At 71.0% G+C, this 15,949-nt stretch carries 12 protein-coding genes; 3 read left to right on the plus strand and 9 right to left on the minus strand.

Annotation, left to right across the window (positions count from 1 at the left end; translation table 11 throughout):
- Positions 1–5: 5 nt before the first annotated feature.
- The 9 genes from ACIRSU_RS17395 to rfbB all read right to left on the minus strand — a co-directional run bounded on the left by ACIRSU_RS17395 (position 6) and on the right by rfbB (position 12,946).
- Positions 6–1,556, minus strand: coding sequence for a hypothetical protein (locus ACIRSU_RS17395; protein WP_403792948.1), 1,551 nt, complete (start codon positions 1,554–1,556; stop codon positions 6–8).
- On the minus strand, positions 1,553–5,179 hold the full coding sequence (locus ACIRSU_RS17400) for a CDP-glycerol glycerophosphotransferase family protein (protein ID WP_403792950.1): 3,627 nt from the start codon (positions 5,177–5,179) through the stop codon (positions 1,553–1,555). The genes ACIRSU_RS17395 and ACIRSU_RS17400 overlap by 4 nt, the downstream gene beginning before the upstream one ends.
- 67 nt (positions 5,180–5,246) lie before the next feature.
- The gene (locus ACIRSU_RS17405; RefSeq protein ID WP_403792951.1) at positions 5,247–7,487 is read right to left on the minus strand and encodes a CDP-glycerol glycerophosphotransferase family protein; all 2,241 of its coding nucleotides are present in this window, start codon (positions 7,485–7,487) and stop codon (positions 5,247–5,249) included.
- 95 nt (positions 7,488–7,582) lie between these two features.
- Positions 7,583–8,488, minus strand: a complete 906-nt coding sequence (locus tag ACIRSU_RS17410; RefSeq protein ID WP_403792953.1) for a glycosyltransferase family 2 protein — start codon at positions 8,486–8,488, stop codon at positions 7,583–7,585.
- A complete protein-coding gene (locus tag ACIRSU_RS17415) occupies positions 8,485–9,219 on the minus strand; it encodes a glycosyltransferase family 2 protein (protein WP_403792955.1) in 735 nt (244 codons plus the stop codon). The genes ACIRSU_RS17410 and ACIRSU_RS17415 overlap by 4 nt, the downstream gene beginning before the upstream one ends.
- Positions 9,216–9,626, minus strand: a complete 411-nt coding sequence (locus tag ACIRSU_RS17420) for a DUF2304 domain-containing protein (RefSeq protein WP_403792957.1) — start codon at positions 9,624–9,626, stop codon at positions 9,216–9,218. The genes ACIRSU_RS17415 and ACIRSU_RS17420 overlap by 4 nt, the downstream gene beginning before the upstream one ends.
- A 172-nt stretch (positions 9,627–9,798) precedes the next feature.
- Positions 9,799–11,073 (minus strand): hypothetical protein, encoded by a 1,275-nt coding sequence (locus ACIRSU_RS17425; RefSeq protein WP_403792959.1) that lies wholly within the window; start codon positions 11,071–11,073, stop codon positions 9,799–9,801.
- Entirely contained in the window at positions 11,070–11,960 is an 891-nt protein-coding gene (rfbD, locus tag ACIRSU_RS17430; protein WP_403792960.1) for a dTDP-4-dehydrorhamnose reductase, read from the minus strand. Before rfbD ends, ACIRSU_RS17425 begins: the two co-directional genes overlap by 4 nt.
- On the minus strand, positions 11,960–12,946 hold the full coding sequence (gene rfbB / locus ACIRSU_RS17435) for a dTDP-glucose 4,6-dehydratase (protein WP_403792962.1): 987 nt from the start codon (positions 12,944–12,946) through the stop codon (positions 11,960–11,962). The genes rfbD and rfbB overlap by 1 nt, the downstream gene beginning before the upstream one ends.
- An 80-nt stretch (positions 12,947–13,026) precedes the next feature.
- Here rfbB and rfbA point away from each other — a divergent pair, with 80 nt between their 5' ends.
- The 3 genes from rfbA to galE all read left to right on the plus strand — a co-directional run bounded on the left by rfbA (position 13,027) and on the right by galE (position 15,829).
- Positions 13,027–13,905, plus strand: coding sequence for a glucose-1-phosphate thymidylyltransferase RfbA (gene rfbA / locus ACIRSU_RS17440; protein WP_403792964.1), 879 nt, complete (start codon positions 13,027–13,029; stop codon positions 13,903–13,905).
- 96 nt (positions 13,906–14,001) lie between these two features.
- Entirely contained in the window at positions 14,002–14,607 is a 606-nt protein-coding gene (gene rfbC, locus ACIRSU_RS17445; RefSeq protein ID WP_403792966.1) for a dTDP-4-dehydrorhamnose 3,5-epimerase, read from the plus strand.
- A gap of 202 nt (positions 14,608–14,809) precedes the next feature.
- Positions 14,810–15,829, plus strand: coding sequence for a UDP-glucose 4-epimerase GalE (gene galE / locus ACIRSU_RS17450; RefSeq protein WP_403792968.1), 1,020 nt, complete (start codon positions 14,810–14,812; stop codon positions 15,827–15,829).
- Positions 15,830–15,949: the final 120 nt, after the last annotated feature.

A 15,949-nucleotide genomic window follows, 5' to 3' on the forward strand; every position in this document is an offset into this window, starting at 1 on the left:
CGCGGTCAGACCGCCGACACCGGTTCCTTCCGGTGCGGGTTGCCGCGGGGCGGGGACTTCGTCTCGCTCAGGGGCGTGGACTCGTCCTTGCCGCCTTTGCGGCCGAAGCGGGGCCTCGCGCCGATCAGGGGGATGCAGAGGATGCCCAGGAAGATCGGGGCGTACATGTAGCGGGCCAGCGGGGCCGGGTTCGCGGCGACCACCGTGAGCTGCAGGGACAGCGGGACCGCGAGGAGGGCGACCGGGGCCCAGGTGCGGTGGCGGCGGGAGAACGCCAGGACGACCGCGTACGCCGCGTAGCACCAGAACGCGCCGCGCACCAGCAGCCACTGGAGCTGCGGGGTGATCGAGGCCCGCCACACGAACACCGCCGCGTGGTTGAGCTTGTGCGACAGCGGGCGGATCTTGAGGATCGGCCGGTACGGGCTGTGCTTGACCTCGTCGTTCCAGACCGCCCAGCCGTACAGGTCCTTCGGCACCGAGGGCATGGTGATCAGCGTGTTGGCGGCCAGGTCCGTCGGTCCCGGGAACATGGACCAGGCGATGTGCGAGCGGCACAGCCGGGCCGAGATCATCTGGTCCGGGGTCCGCTTCAGGACCCGGAACCACAGGTCGATCAGCTGGTCGTTGTACTTCGCCGCCGCCTTGCGGTTCATCGGCTTCTGCATCGCCCAGTCGGCGTTGTAGCAGTTCGCCGCGCGCCCGCCCCAGTGCGTCAGCGGAGCGACCTTCTTCATCAGCGCCTTGTCGGCCGGCGTGAAGGTCTGCGGCACCTTGCCGTACACCACCGCGATGTCCGCGTAGTTCATCGCGTACACCTGGTCCTTCGTCGGCGTCTTGACGCCGACCGCCGGGTACACCACCAGGTTGAGCAGCGCCGAGATCAGCGCCGGGACGACCGTCGCGAACAGCATCCAGCGCCGCATCTTCGGCAGCGTCAGCAGCAGCACCGGCACCGCGATGACGGCGACGAGCAGACCGTTGTTCCGGAACAGGCCCATCGCGAGGAAGCCCAGGAACAGCATGGCGATCTCGTTGCGGAAGGCGCGGTCCCGGAGCTGGGAGTCGCCGCGCAGCCGGCGCGCGGCGAGTCGCCCCGCCGCGCCGAAGGCCACGACCGCGCCGATCGCGAACGGCACGTCCTTCCAGACGAACACCACGAAGACGCCGATCGCCGGCAGCAGCGCGCACGCCACCGCCGCGGCGAAGCCCCACTTGCCCCGGACGCCGAACATCCGCAGCATCGTCACGGCGTACGCCAGCGCCGCGGCCATGGCCACGGTCTGGGCGAAGGTGAGCAGGGCCAGGTCACCGGTGAGCTGGATGGACAGCCACACGAGGCCGTCGTAGGCCACCGAGTGGTTGGACATCCAGTGGCCGGTCGTCACGTGCCACACGTACGAGATCGAGTCGTAACTCATTCCGCCCGGGTAGAACGCCGCCCACCACACCAGGAAGATCACCTGGGTGGCGGCGTACACGGCCAGCGGCAGCCGCCGCCGGACCGGGATCCGTTCGATCGTCCGGTTCAGAAAGGGGACCGAGGGGAGTCTCAACGTTCCTCCGAAACGGGCTTGCTGTCCGGGGTCTTGGTCTTGGGGGACTTCTTGGCGGACTTCTCGGGCGTCCGGCCCGCGAGCTCCAGCATCCGGTCGATGACCCGCTCGGCGGCGTGGCCGTCGTCGAGGTCGCAGAACACGTCCTTGAACTCGCGGTACGCGTCGGTGTAGCGGGCGCTGATGCCCTCGATGTCGCGCAGTGCGTCGATCAGCTCGTCCGAGGTCTGCAGCAGCGGACCGGGAGCGCGCTTCTCGAAGTCGAAGTAGAAGCCGCGCAGCTGGTCGCGGTAGTACTCCAGGTCGTACGTGAAGAAGAGCATCGGGCGGCCGGTGTTCGCGAAGTCGAACATCAGCGACGAGTAGTCGGTGACCAGCACGTCGGTGATGAGGAACAGCTCCGCGATGTCCGGGTAGCTGGACACGTCGAAGACGAAGCCGTCTCCGGCGCCGGGCACGGCGTCCACGATGTTCGAGTGCTTGCGGACGAGCAGCACGTGGTCGTCGCCGAGCTTGGCCTTGGCCTGCTCGATGTCGACGCGCATGTCGAAGCGGTAGGCGCCGGCCTTGTAGAACTGGTCGTCGCGCCAGGTCGGCGCGTAGAGCACGACCTTCTTGCCCTCGGGCAGGCCGATCCGCTCGCGCACGGCGCGCGCCAGGTCCTCCGTCTTGTCGGAGAGCAGCCCGTCGTTGCGCGGGTAGCCGGACTCCAGGATCTCGCCGTCGTACTGGAAGGCCCGCTTCATGATCGGGGTCGAGAAGCGGTTGGGGGAGACCATGAAGCTCCAGCTCGGGGTCTCCTGGGCGACCTTCTCCAGGTACTTGCGGTCGGCGAACTGGACGCTGTCGATGTCGTGGCCGATCCGCTTGAGCGGGGTGCCGTGCCAGGTCTGCACGATGACCTGGCCCTCGCGGCGCTCGATCCAGAACGGCAGGTGGGTGTTGGTCACGATGTAGCGGCTGGTGCCGAGCGCCTCGTACCACTCGCGGCTCCAGCGGCGGATGACCCGTACGCCCTTGGGGATCTCCGCGCGCAGGTCCTCGACGACCCAGACGTGCTCCAGGTCCGAGCCCTGGCGCACCAGCTCCTCGTAGACCGCGCGCGGCGAGTCGGAGTACTGGCGGCCGGAGAAGGAGGCGTAGAGGACGACGTCCTTGAGCGGGGCGCGGCGGCCGGCCTGGTACACGGTGGTGCGCATCTCGCGCTGGCGGAACCAGCCGAGGTCCCCGCTGTCCAGGTCGGACGCGGCGTCGACGAGCAGCCGGTCGTAGAAGCGGTGGGTCAGCGCGTACTCGCGGCCGCGCAGCGTGAAGGTGGCCGGGAGGGACTCGAGCGCCGCGGGGACGGCCCGGACCGGGACCTCGACGCGGCTGCCGACGGTGCGCACGAACAGGTACCAGCGGCCCTGGCGCAGCGGCACCTCGGCGAAGCCGGCCGGCACCGGGAGGAACTCGACGCCGAAGCCGCCGTCCTCGACGGTGACCGGGTAGGTGTGCTCCTCGGCGTGCCGGCTGTGCCGCAGCACCAGCTCCAGCGGCTCGGCGGCGTCGGCGGCCAGCGGCAGCGCGCCGGACAGGCTGATCAGGCCCTCGGCGGAGACGGTCGCCTCCGCGATCATGGGCTGGACCGGCTGGGTGCGCAGCACGAGGCGGCCGGCGCCGTCGTTGGCGACGGCCACGGTGCGGGCGCCCCAGGAGGCGGACTCGGCGCCGTCCAGCGCGTACTGCCGGCCGAGGTCGCCCTGGCGGTCGTGGACGGCGACGGCGTGCGCCTTCTTGCCGAGGACGATCTCGGCGGTCCACTTGTCGGTGACCTCCAGGTCCTCCGTGTCGCGGCCGTCGACGTCGAGGCCGGTGAGCGGGACCTTCACGGCGAACTCGGCCGCACCCGGACGGGTGACCCGGTTGACGGCGAACTCCAGCTTCTTGCCGGTGGTGGCGTGGGTGAGCCGGAAGACGGGCTTGGCGGCGGCGTCGGCGGCCTCGTGGCCGAGGACACCGGTCAGCTCCAGGGCGCCGCCGTCGGCGAGCCTGTGGCCGGTCAGCTTGGCGCGGACCTTGTCGACCCGCAGGTACAGGTGCGCGTCGGCGACGAACGGCACGACCCGCACGTCCTTCTCGACCCAGTACGGGGCGGGGCTCTCGGCGTTGCCGCTCTCGCCGGCCTTCAGCCGGGTGCGGCGCACCACGCCGGCCTCGACGGTGGCGACGGTCATCCGCCACACGCCGTCGCGCCAGCCGCCGCGGCCCTTGAGCTTGGCCGGGTTGATGTCCATGGCGAAGCCGGACCAGTCGTAGCTGTGCAGCGCCTGGCCGGAGGTCTGGGTGGCCTTGGGGTCCCGGGTGCGGCTGGGCCGGACCAGGACGGTGCGCCGGCTGCCGGTCTCGCGCATCATCAGGACGCGCAGCGAGGGCTTCGGCTTGGGCGCGGGCAGGTTACGGATGTAGGCGTGGCCCTCCAGGTGCAGCCGGCCGTCCCGCCAGACGACCTCCTCCACCCGGGCGCGCGCCGAGAACTCGGAGCCGACCCGCAGCACGTCGCGCGGGACCGCGCCCTTGGCCTTGTCGAGCACCGGGTAGTCGGCGAAGTGACGCATGCCCGAGCGGGTGACCGGGATCGCCCGGCCGGTCTCGCGCTCGAAGGTGATCAGGTCGAGCAGCTCCTCGAGACGGCCCTCGCGGATCAGGTGGCACTTGAGCCGCAGCGACACGTCGAGCTGGCCGAAGACCTCGGGGTCGATCCGGCTGAGGAAGTCGCCGGCGCCGTTGAGGAACTCCTCGCGGAACTCCGCACCGCCCTCGTCGAGCACGCCCATGTAGAGCGGCAGCTCGTTGCTGATGAAGATCTGGTCGTACCAGCGCTTGTGCTCCGCGTACTCCTCGCCCGGCTGGGAGGCCAGGAAGCGGCTCACCATGTCGCAGGAGCGCATGCGGTCGCGCACGTTGACCGGCTCGGTGCGGCGCTGGGTGATCGAGGGGGCGCCGCCGGTGCGCTGCCGCCACAGGTAGACCGGCTCGGCGAGGACGTCCACGCCGGTGGCGAGGAAGTGCGCCGGGAGCGTCACCGGGGCGTCCTCGTAGAGGATGCCGGGGAACTCGAAGGCGTGCTTGTCCCAGAAGCTGCGGCGGAAGACCTTGTTCCAGGCGGTGCGGTCGTAGACCAGCGACTTGTCGCGGGTGATGTGGGTGCGATCGCGGTCCTCGGCCAGGCCCTTGTGGTGCAGCGGCGAGGGCGAGATCTCGCCCGCCTTGAGCTGGCACACGTTGCCGCTGACGAAGTCGGAGCCCGTCTCGTCGAGCTTGGCGATCATGCGCTCGTAGGCGTCCGCCACCACGATGTCGTCGCTGTCGACGAAGGTGACGAACTCGGTGCCCTCGGTGAGGTGCGCGGCACCCGTGTTACGGGCCGGGCCGAGGCCCTTGTTCTCCTGGGCGACGACCCGGATCCGCTCGTCCTTCTCCGCCCAGCGCCGCGCGATGGCGAGGCTGCCGTCCTTCGAGCCGTCGTCGACGACGACCGCCTCCCAGTCGGTGAAGGTCTGGTCGACGATCGACTGGAGGCACTCGTCGAGGAAGAGCTCCACGTTGTAGACGGGGACGACTACTGACAGGCGGGGAGGCATGGGTACTGCGCCTTTCTTCAAGGTGTTCGTCGTGGCGGCGACGTACGTCTCGCCGGACACGGTAGCTCTAGCCGTCGGTGCGAGAGGCCGGGCGCTCCGGCGGGAGAGCGACCGGCGGTACATTCTCCTGGTTCAGGAAGACCCTCCGTACCACCCGCTCCGCGGCATGACCGTCGTCGAACTCACAGAACCGCCTCCGGAACTCCGTCCGCAGCTTCGCGGACTCGGCGTCGGACCAGCGTCCGGAGAGGAAGACGTCCAAAAGGTCGGATTCGGTTGCCACGACATGGCCCGGGGATTCGACGTGGATGTCGAAATACGTGCCGCGGGTGGCGCGGTAGACGTCCCAGTCGTTGGCGTAGATCACCACGGGCCGGTCGAGCAGCGCATAGTCGAACATCAGCGACGAGTAGTCGGTGAGCAGGCAGTCCGCCGCGAGGAACAGCTCCTCCAGGGACGGGTACCGGCTGACGTCGACGATGCCGGTGCCCTTCTCGGCGCCGGCCCGCTCCTCCAGGTGGAAGTAGTGCGCCCGGGACAGCACGGTGAAGCCCTGCTCGCCGAGCCGGGCCGCCAGCTGCTCCAGGTCGAGCAGCGGCTGCGGCACGCCCTGGTAGTCGCGGTGCGTCGGCGCGTACAGCACGACCTTGGCGTCGGCGGCCAGGCCGAGCTTCTCGCGGGCCGCCGCGCGGTCCGCCTCGCCGGCCCGGACCAGGACGTCGTTGCGCGGGTAGCCGTAGTCGAGCTTGGTGTACTCGGCCGGGTAGGCGCGGTCCCAGACGGCGGTGGTGAAGCTGTTGGCGGAGATGCTGTAGTCCCAGCGGTCCACCCGCTCCATCAGCGCGTGCATGTCGAGGTCGCCCTGCGCGACCGGGAACTCGGCCAGGTCGACGCCCATCCGCTTGAGCGGGGTGCCGTGGTGCGTCTGGACGTGGATCTGGCCGGGCCGCTTGACCACCCGGGTGGGGAAGTTGACGTTGTTGACGAAGTACTTCCCGCGGGCCATCGCGCGCCAGAAGCCGAACGAGCCGGGGTGCACCACGTTCGTGCCGGGCGGCGGGGTGTTGCGCGAACCGGGCTTGATCACCCAGGTCGTCTTCACCTTCGGCGCCAGTTCGAGCAGCTTCTGGTGGATGGCGGCCGGGTTGCAGGCGTAGTCGGTGTTCCAGTACGCGGCGAAGACGGCCGTGTCGTTCTGCACCGGCAGCATCCGCTGGGCGCGGTAGTAGCCGGCCAGGACGGCGGCGCGCAGCGGCTTCTTCAGCACGCGCGGGGCGGCCTTCACGCGGCGGGCGGTGCGGTAGGCGCGGCGGGCGGCGCCGCGCAGCGGCGCGGGCAGCCTGCCGACGGCCTGGCGGGCGCCGGAGGCGGTGGAGGTGGCGGGACGGACGTGACCGGCGGGCCGGTAGCGGTCCGCGTACTGCTGGAGCGTCGTCTGGAACTCGGCGCGGGCCTCGTCGGGGAGGCGGCCGGGGGAGTTCTGCACCACCCGGAAGTGGGTGATCATGCGGTCGAAGAGGGGGCCCCGCCAGCGGTCGAACTGGGGGTGCGCGTCCAGGAACGAGAAGACCAGCTCGTACTGGTCGAACACGTCGAAGTGCTTGCGGCTGGTGCTGTGCAGGATGCTGCCCTGACGGCGCTGGCGGTAGTGCACGCACACCCGGGGGAGCACGGCGATCGACTCGGCGGCGATCAGCACCGGGTACGTCCAGGGCGTGTCCTCGTAGTAGCCGCGCGGGTACTCGAAGCCCCAGCGCTCCACGAAGTCACGGCGGTACGCCTTGTTCCAGGCGACCTGGAGCAGTTCGAGCAGGGCCGGGTTCTCGGCCAGGTTCACGGCGCCGGCCGGGCTGTCGGCGAGCACCTTCGCCTTGGCGTTCGGGGTGATCCGGCCGTCCCAGTGGGTCCGCGAGTAGTCGAAGACCAGCAGTTCCGGATCGTCCGTGTCCGCCAGGCGCTGCGCTATCGCGGCCAGCGAGCCGGGCAGCAGCGTGTCGTCGCTGTCGAGGAACAGCAGATAGGTGCCCCTGGCGCGGGCCATGCCGGCGTTGCGGGCGCGGCCCAGGCCCACGTTCTCGGTCAGCTGGAGCGCCCTGACCCTCGGGTCCACAGCCGCGTACTCGTCCATGATCACGCCGCACGCGTCGGGCGAGGCATCGTTGACCGCGATGAGCTCGAAGTCCGTGAACGACTGGCTCAGCACGGAGTCGAGACAGTCGCGCAGGTACGCCTCGACGCCGTAGGCCGGGACGATGATGCTGAACCGGGGAGCCTCGGAGGACCGGTCGGCTGCTTGCGTGGGAGTCATGGGCTGGGCTTCCGGAGGGGGCGGAGGGCAGACGGACAGAGTACGGACAGAGCTCGGCGGGGCGGCGGGAAGGTCCCGCCGCCCCGCCGGGACGGTCATCGAGCGTTGGTCAGGGCATACCTCAACAGCGTGCGTACGGCCTCCGACTGACGGTGCCGCAGGGCACCGGGCACCATCGTCAGCGCGTGCAGCCGCATCGACAGGTGCCGCCGGGCGGCCCGGGCCGCCTTGGGCCAGCCGTGCCGGTCCAGATCGCCGGCCACCTCCTGGAAGAACCGCACGGCCTCGCCGAAGCGGGCGCCGGAGACGGCCTCGGAGGAGGACAGGCTGCCGGAGTGGCGCCGGTAGCGGAAGGCGGTGGCGGGCTCGACGACGAGCCGCTCGCCGCGCCGGATCAGCTCGATGATCAGCGCCAGGTCCTGGATGACGGACAGGTCCTCACGGAAGCTGATCTCCTTGACCGCGTCCGCGCGCCACACGATCGAGGGGAAGTACAGCCAGTTCCCGCCGAGCAGGTTCGCGGCCAGCGGCTCGCCGGACAGCACCAGGCGGCGCCCGGTGTCCTTCGGCGCGTACAGCCGCTTCTTCACCTCGTCGCCGAGCGTGGTCGACGGCATGCCGTGCTCGTCGATGACCTCGACGCCCGGCTGGTAGATCGCCGCGCCGGGCACGGCCGCGATCGCGGCGCGCATGGTCGCGACGTAGTTCGGCAGCAGCAGGTCGTCGCTGCCGAGCATGGCGAAGTGGGTCGACTCCACCAGCTCCACGCACTTGCGGAAGTTCCTGGTGATGCCGAGGTTCTGCTCGTTGCGCTGGTACCGGACCCGGTCGTCGCCGAGCGAGGCGAACCATTCGGGGACGCCGGGCTCCTTGCCGTCGTCGACGACGGTCAGCCGCCAGTCCGGGTCGGTCTGCTCCAGCACGCTGCGCACCGCGGCCTGCATCAGGGCGGTGTCGCCGTAGTGCGGCAGCATGATGTCGAGGGTCTGCACCGCGGTCACTTGGTCTTTCGCTTCGGGCCGAGGGCGGAGCGGCGGCTGAGCGCGAGCAGCAGGATCATGCCGATCCGGCCCAGGTAGAGCGTGGCCTTCCACGGGGACTGGCTGGGGGTGCCGGTGGCGCGCGGACGCATGGCCACGGGCACCTGCTCGACCTGGTAGCCGGCCCGGACCACGGCGATCGTGGACTCGACCGTGTCGCCCAGGTACTCCACCGGGTACCAGTGCGCGAAGACGTCGATGAGGTCGCGGTTGGAGGCGCGGAAGCCGGACGTGACGTCGGTCAGCTTCGTCTTCGCCATCCGCGACAGCCAGAAGGCGAGCACCAGCATCGCCCACTTGCGCGGGCCGCGGGTCTCGTAGTCGCCCGTGCCGGCGAAGCGCGCGCCCATCACCAGGTCCGCGCCCGCGTCGAGACGGGCGATCAGCTCGGGCACGTTGCGCGGGTCGTGCTGGCCGTCGGCGTCGACCTGCACGGCCACGTCGTAGCCGTGCTCGTACGCGTAGCGGTAGCCGGCCCGCATGGCGCCGCCGACGCCCAGGTTGTACGGGAGCTTCATCACGGTCGCGCCGGCCGAGCGGGCGACCCGGGCGGTGTCGTCGGCCGAGCCGTCGTCGACGACGAGGACGTCGACGCCGGGCAGCGTGGTGTGGACCTCCTTGATGACGTCGGCGACGCCTTCGGCCTCGTTCCACGCGGGCATGATGATCAGGACGCGCTTGCCGTCGATCACGAGCGGTCCCCCTGTCCGGCGGCCCCTCGGCCGGCGGTCTCGTTCGCTTCCGGGAGCAGCTCCCGGGTCTCCTTCAGCCGGCCCTGCAGGTCCTGCACGTCGAGCCGGAGCAGCGCGACCTCCTCGGAGAGCGTGCGGCCCTCCTCCTCCAGATGGCCCACCTCGTTGCTCAGCTGGAGGCAGACGATGAAGAGGAAGGCGACGCTGAGGAAGAGGATCAGGCTGACGCCCGATGCCACGCCGACCTTGCGCGCGATGTTGTCGAGTCCGCTGGGGAAGAAGCCGAGCGGGATGATGACCAGGCCCGTGAGGACCCACAGGAACGCGTACTTCTCCTTGAGCTTGCGGCGGCGCAGCAGCTCCACGATGCACGCGACGAGAAAGACTCCGGTGACCGAAGTCAGCATCCACAACTTCACGCCGGGCTCCGGTCTATCGGATGACTCATGAGGAAACGGCCTGTCTACTCTTCCAAGGTGGGGGCGAAGGGCGCCGCAGGCTACACCCACTCCCCGCTGACCTCGAAGTCGCCGACCTCGAGGGCCTGCGGACCGGTCACGGAGAGCGAGGGAATGGTGATCATTCCGATGAGTGCACCGGGCGGTAGCCTACACGAGAGCGAAGAACGAGTGTCATGACGGTGACGACCGCGAGAGCCCCCAGGGCATAGGCGATCTCCACCCTGCTGCGCAGCTCCAGCGGGCTCAGCGTGACCGCCAGGAGCACCGCCGTGCCGATGATCCAGGCCAGCAGCTGCAGCCGCGCCGCGCCGCTGGTCAGCAGCGCCTGACCGAGCACCATCGCCAGCAGGTACAGCGTCGTGCCGAGCGCCAGCCAGCCGAAGTCGACCGGTCCGAGCACGTCCGGCGAGCCGAAGAGCACCGGCAGCATCCAGGGACCCAGAGTGACGGCGCCCACACCGAAGACCACGCCCAGACCCGCCGTGATCGAGCAGGCCCGCAGCAGCAGCCGCCGGTAGCGCTCGCGGTCGCCCTCGGCCTGCGCCGTGGACAGCCCCGCGAGCAGCGAGGCCTGGAAGGCGCCGAACACGAACACCGGCACGCGCGCCACGACGAGCGCCGACAGCAGGGCCGCCACCAGGGCGCTCTGGTCGGTCGCGATCAGCTTGGTGCTGACCACGGCCACGTTGACGAGGACCTGCGCGAGCAGCGTCGAGCCGACCAGCAGGCCCAGATGCTCGATCAGCTCCCGCCACTGGGCCGTCGACCCGGCCCGCGCCCCGCGCAGCACCGGCGGCAGCGTCACCAGGACCGAGATCAGCGGCGCCACGGTCATCACGGACGCGAACACGAACGGGGACGTCACCCCGGCGAACGCCAGGCCCGCCGAGAGCGCGATCCGCAGCACACCGTCGAGCCCCAGCTGGAGCCCGTACGCCTCGAAGCGGCCGAGTCCGGCCAGCATGCCGCGGGTCAGATGGGCGCAGGCGAGCGCCGCGAAGGCACCGGCGAGCGCCCCGATCAGGGAGCGGTCGCCGTGGAAGAACAGATCGGCGAGCGGGCCCGCGAACAGCACGAGCGGCAGCAGCACCGCCGCGAGCAGCCCGCCGGCCAGCACCGCCCCGCGCCGCAGCACGGGCAGCGCCCCGTCGCCGGCCACCACGCGGGCGGCCACCACGCGGGTGACCTCCTGCTCGACCGGGAAGAAGAGGCCGAGACCGATGGAGGCGACGATCGTCCACAGGACGGAGAAGCTCGCCATGTCGTCGACGGAGAGCGAGTGGCCCGCCGCCGCGAGATGGACGTAGTTCGCGCCGCCGAGCAGCGCCGTGCCGATGCCGACGAAGGCGGTGCCGCGCGGCAGCGCGGTGGTGATGCGGTCGAGCAGGGTCACGCGCCGGACCCGTTCGGTGCCATGGTCCGCAGCGCCTCGGTCAGCTGCTCGCGCCAGTGCGGCTGGGTCGCGACGCCCGCGTCGGCCCAGCGCTCGTGGGCGAGCACGCTGTACGAGGGCCGGCGGGCCGGACGTACGAACTTCTCGGACGTGGTCGGGCGCACCCGCTCCGGGTCCAGGCCGGTCAGCTCGAAGGCCGCCCGCGCCAGGTCGAACCAGGTCGCCGTCTCCGTGGCCGTGCCGTGGTAGACGCCCGCCGGGGCACGGCCCGCGAGGGCCGCCTCGCCGAGGTCGCGCAGCTGCCGGGCGAGCGCCCGGGTCCAGGTCGGCTGGCCGCGCTGGTCGTCGACCACGTCGACGGTCTCGCGCTGCCCGGCCAGGCCCAGCATGGTCGACACGAAGTTCCGGCCGTGCGCCCCGTACAGCCACGCCGTGCGGATCACGTAACCGCGCTCCGGGAGCAGCTCCAGGACGGCCTGCTCGCCGGACAGCTTGCTCCGGCCGTAGGCGTTGATCGGGGAGGTGGGGGCGTCGTGCCGGTACGGCTCGGTGGCGTCGCCCGGGAAGACGTAGTCGGTCGACACCTGGAGCAGCACCGCGCCCGAGGAGGCGCAGGCCGCGGCGAGGACGCGCGGTCCGTCGCCGTTGATCCGGGTGGCCGCGGCCTCCTCGGTCTCGGCGCCGTCGACATCGGTCCAGGCGGCGGCGTTGACGACCACGTCGTGACCGGCGACGGCCGCGCGGACCGCCTCGGCGTCGGTGATGTCGAGGTCCTTGCGGGTGAGCGCGGTGACGTCCGCGCCCGCCTCGGCCAGCACGTCGGCGAGCTCGCGGCCGAGCATGCCGGCCGCGCCGGTGATCAGCCAGCGGGTCTGTGCGGTGCCCATCAGGAGAGCGCCGCCTTGGCCTTCAGCGGCTCCCACCAGGAGCGGTTCTCGCGGTACCAGCGCACGGTGTCGGCGAGACCCTGCTCGAAGGAGACCTGCGGGGTGTAGCCCAGCTCCTCCTGGATCTTGGCGATGGAGAGCGAGTAGCGCAGGTCGTGGCCCTTGCGGTCCTCGACGTGCTCGACCATGTCCCAGCCCGCGCCGCAGGCCTCGAGCAGCAGCCCGGTCAGCTCCTTGTTGGTGACCTCGGTGCCGCCGCCGATGTGGTAGACCTCACCCGCGCGGCCGCCGCGCAGCACCATCTCGATGCCCCGGCAGTGGTCCGACACGTGCAGCCAGTCGCGGATGTTCAGGCCCTCGCCGTACAGCGGCACCTTCTTCCCGTCCAGCAGGTTCGTGGTGAACAGCGGGATCATCTTCTCGGGGAAGTGGTACTGCCCGTAGTTGTTGGAGCAGCGCGTCACGACGACGTCCATGCCGTGCGTGCGGTGGTACGACAGCGCCAGCAGGTCCGAGCCCGCCTTGGACGCCGAGTACGGGGAGTTCGGCGCGAGCGGCCAGTCCTCCGTCCACGAGCCCTCGGCGATCGAGCCGTACACCTCGTCGGTGGAGACGTGCACGAACCGGCCGACGCCGTGCCGCTTGGCGGCGTCGAGCAGCACCTGCGTGCCGAGCACGTTCGTCGTCACGAACGGGGAGGAGTCCAGGATCGACCGGTCGACGTGCGACTCGGCGGCGAAGTGCACCACCGCGTCCTGCCCGCGCATCACGTCGTCGACGACTCCGTAGTCGCGGATGTCGCCCTGCACGAAGGAGTAGCCGGGCTTGTCCGCCACCGGGGTGAGGTTCGCCTCGTTCCCCGAATAGGTGAGATTGTCCAGGACGGTGACCTGGGCGCCCTCACTCGAGGGCAGCTCCCCGGAGAGCAGCGCCCGTACGAACTGTGAACCGATGAACCCGGCGCCGCCGGTGACCAGAATCCTCATAAGGGGCACCATTCTATGGGCTGGGCTCCGGGCGCCAGGCGGTCGGTCCGTGTGGCGGAGCTGCCGTAGGCTGCTTGCCCATGCGTGGAATTTTGCTCGCCGGTGGTACCGGCTCCCGACTCTGGCCGATCACCCGGGCCGTGTCGAAGCAGCTGATGCCGGTCTTCGACAAGCCGATGATCTACTACCCCCTGACCACCCTCGTGATGGCGGGGATCCGGGAGATCCTGGTCATCACCGGCCCCGAGGAGCGCCCGCAGTTCGAGCGCCTGCTCGGCGACGGGTCCGACTTCGGGCTCGACATCACCTTCGCCACGCAGGAGCACCCCAACGGCATCGCCGAGGCGTTCGTCATCGGCGAGGAGTTCATCGGTGACGACCCCGTCGCCCTGATCCTCGGCGACAACATCTTCCACGGCGTCGGCCTCGGCCGGCAGCTCGCCGACTACAGCAAGCCCGCGGGCGGCGTGGTCTTCGCGCACGCCGTGTCCGACCCCACCGCCTACGGTGTCGTCGACTTCGACGAGAACGGCCGCGCCCGCTCCATCGAGGAGAAGCCGAAGAACCCGAAGTCCCGCTACGCGGTGCCGGGCCTCTACTTCTACGACAGCCGGGTCGTCGAGATCGCCAAGGGCCTGGAGCCGAGCGCCCGCGGCGAGCTGGAGATCACCGACGTCAACCGCTACTACCTGGACCGCGGCGAGCTCCAGGTCTCGGTCCTGGACCGCGGCACCGTCTGGCTGGACACCGGCACCTTCCAGTCCCTCGTCCAGGCGTCCGAGTACGTCCGCGTGGTCGAGGAGCGCCAGGGCATGAAGATCGGCTGCCTGGAGGAGGCCGCCTGGCGGGCCGGCTTCATCGACGACGCCCACCTGCGCCGCCTCGCCGAGCCGCTCACCAAGAGTGGATACGGCGACTACCTGCTCGACCTGCTCGCGTACGAGGCCGAGCGGGCCTGAGCGGTCCGTCCCGCGCGCGGTCCGGCACGGTCCGGTCCGGTCCGGGCCCGCGCGGTCCATTCCTGAGAAGTCCATTAAAAGGAAGCGGCACTATCCATGAAGGTCAACCCGCTCGGCATCGAAGGTGCCTGGGAGTTCGTCCCGCAGCAGCACGGTGACGCCCGCGGTCTGTTCCTGGAGTGGTACAAGGCGGACGTGCTCACCGAGGCCGTCGGTCACCCCCTGAACCTCAAGCAGGGCAACCTCTCCGTCTCCTCCGCCGGCGTCGTGCGCGGCATCCACTTCGCCGACGTGCCGCCCGGCCAGGCGAAGTACGTGACGTGCGTGCGCGGCGCGGTGCTCGACATCATCGTCGACGTCCGGGTCGGCTCGCCGACCTTCGGCCGCTGGGAGGCCGTCCGCCTCGACGACCAGGACCGCAAGGCCGTCTACCTCTCCGAGGGCCTCGGCCACGGCTTCTGCGCGCTGACGGACGACGCCACCGTCTCGTACCTCTGCTCCGAGGGGTACGCGCCGCAGCGCGAGCACGGGATCCACCCGCTCGACCCGGAGATCGCCATCGAGTGGCCGGTCGACGGCGAGCCCGAGCTGTCCGCCAAGGACGCCCAGAGCCCGACCCTCGCCCAGGCCCGCGAGGCCGGGATCCTGCCGGTGTACGAGGAGTGCGTGGCGTTCCGGACCTCGCTGGCCTCGCGGAGCTGACCCTGCCGGGCCGGTCGCGCGGGGGCTGACCTGCGGGACGGCGGCGCGGAGGCGGTCGCGTGGGGCCTGCCCCTGCGGGACCGCCGCGCGGAGGCGGTCGCGGGCCCCTGACCCTGCGGGGCCGGCCGCGCGGAGGCGGTCGCGGGGGCTGATCGTTCAGTCCCCGCGCCACCCGCCGGGCGATTCGCGTTAGGGTGCCCGAATGACGTGGCTCATCACCGGCGGCGCCGGCTACATCGGTTCCCATGTCGTCAAGTCCATGGCCGAGGCCGGCGAACGGGTCGTCGTCCTGGACGACCTGTCCACCGGCGACCCGGCGAGGGTCCCGGCGGGCGTGCCGCTGGAGCGCGGCACCGTCCTCGACCGGCCCTTCGTCGACCGCGTGCTGCGCGAGCACCGGATCCACGGGATCGTGCACCTCGCCGCGAAGAAGGCCGTCGGCGAATCCGTCGAACGCCCGCTCCTCTACTACCGCGAGAACGTGACCGGCCTCCAGATCCTCCTGGAGGCGGCCGCCGCGGCCGGTGTGCGCGGCTTCCTCTTCTCCTCCTCCGCCTCGGTGTACGGGATGCCCGACACCGACCTGGTGACCGAGGACACCCCGTGCGCCCCGCTCAGCCCGTACGGGGAGACGAAGGTCACGGGCGAGTGGATGGTGCGCGCCGTCGGCCGCGCCCACGGCATGGCCACCTCCTGTCTGCGCTACTTCAACGTGGCCGGCACCGCCGAGCCCGCGCTCGCCGACACCGGCGTGCACAACCTCGTACCGATGGTCTTCCAGCGGCTCGACGCCGGCCTGCCGCCGCTGATCTTCGGCGACGACTACGCGACCCCCGACGGCACCTGCGTCCGCGACTACATCCACGTCGCCGACCTCGCCGACGCCCATCTGGCCGCCGCCCGCCGCCTCGACGCGTACGCGGCGGCCGGCGAGCCGCGCGACCTGACCCTCAACATCGGGCGCGGCGAAGGCGTCTCCGTACGGGAGATGATCGACCTGATCCGCGAGGTGACCGGCCGCCCGGTCGCCCCCGAGGTCGTCGCGCGCCGCCCCGGCGACCCGGCGAAGGTGGTGGCGTCGGCCGAGCGGATCTCCGCCGAGCTGGACTGGAAGGCCCGCCACGACGTCCGCGCCATGATCGCCTCGGCCTGGGCGGCGCACACTGGGAGCCCCGCCGGGCCCGGGCCGGTCCGGCCGGAGCCGGTCCAGCTCGCGGAATAGGCGGGCGGCGGCCGATCCGGCTCGCGTAGATTGCCTGCCGATCAGGATCACGAGCAGGGCCGCGAGCAGGACCGCGAGCACGACGGCAAGGACGACGCAGGTGACAGTGGCAAGGCAGTA

The organism is Streptomyces sp. NPDC101160 (assembly GCF_044768205.1).
Lineage (GTDB): Bacteria > Actinomycetota > Actinomycetes > Streptomycetales > Streptomycetaceae > Streptomyces.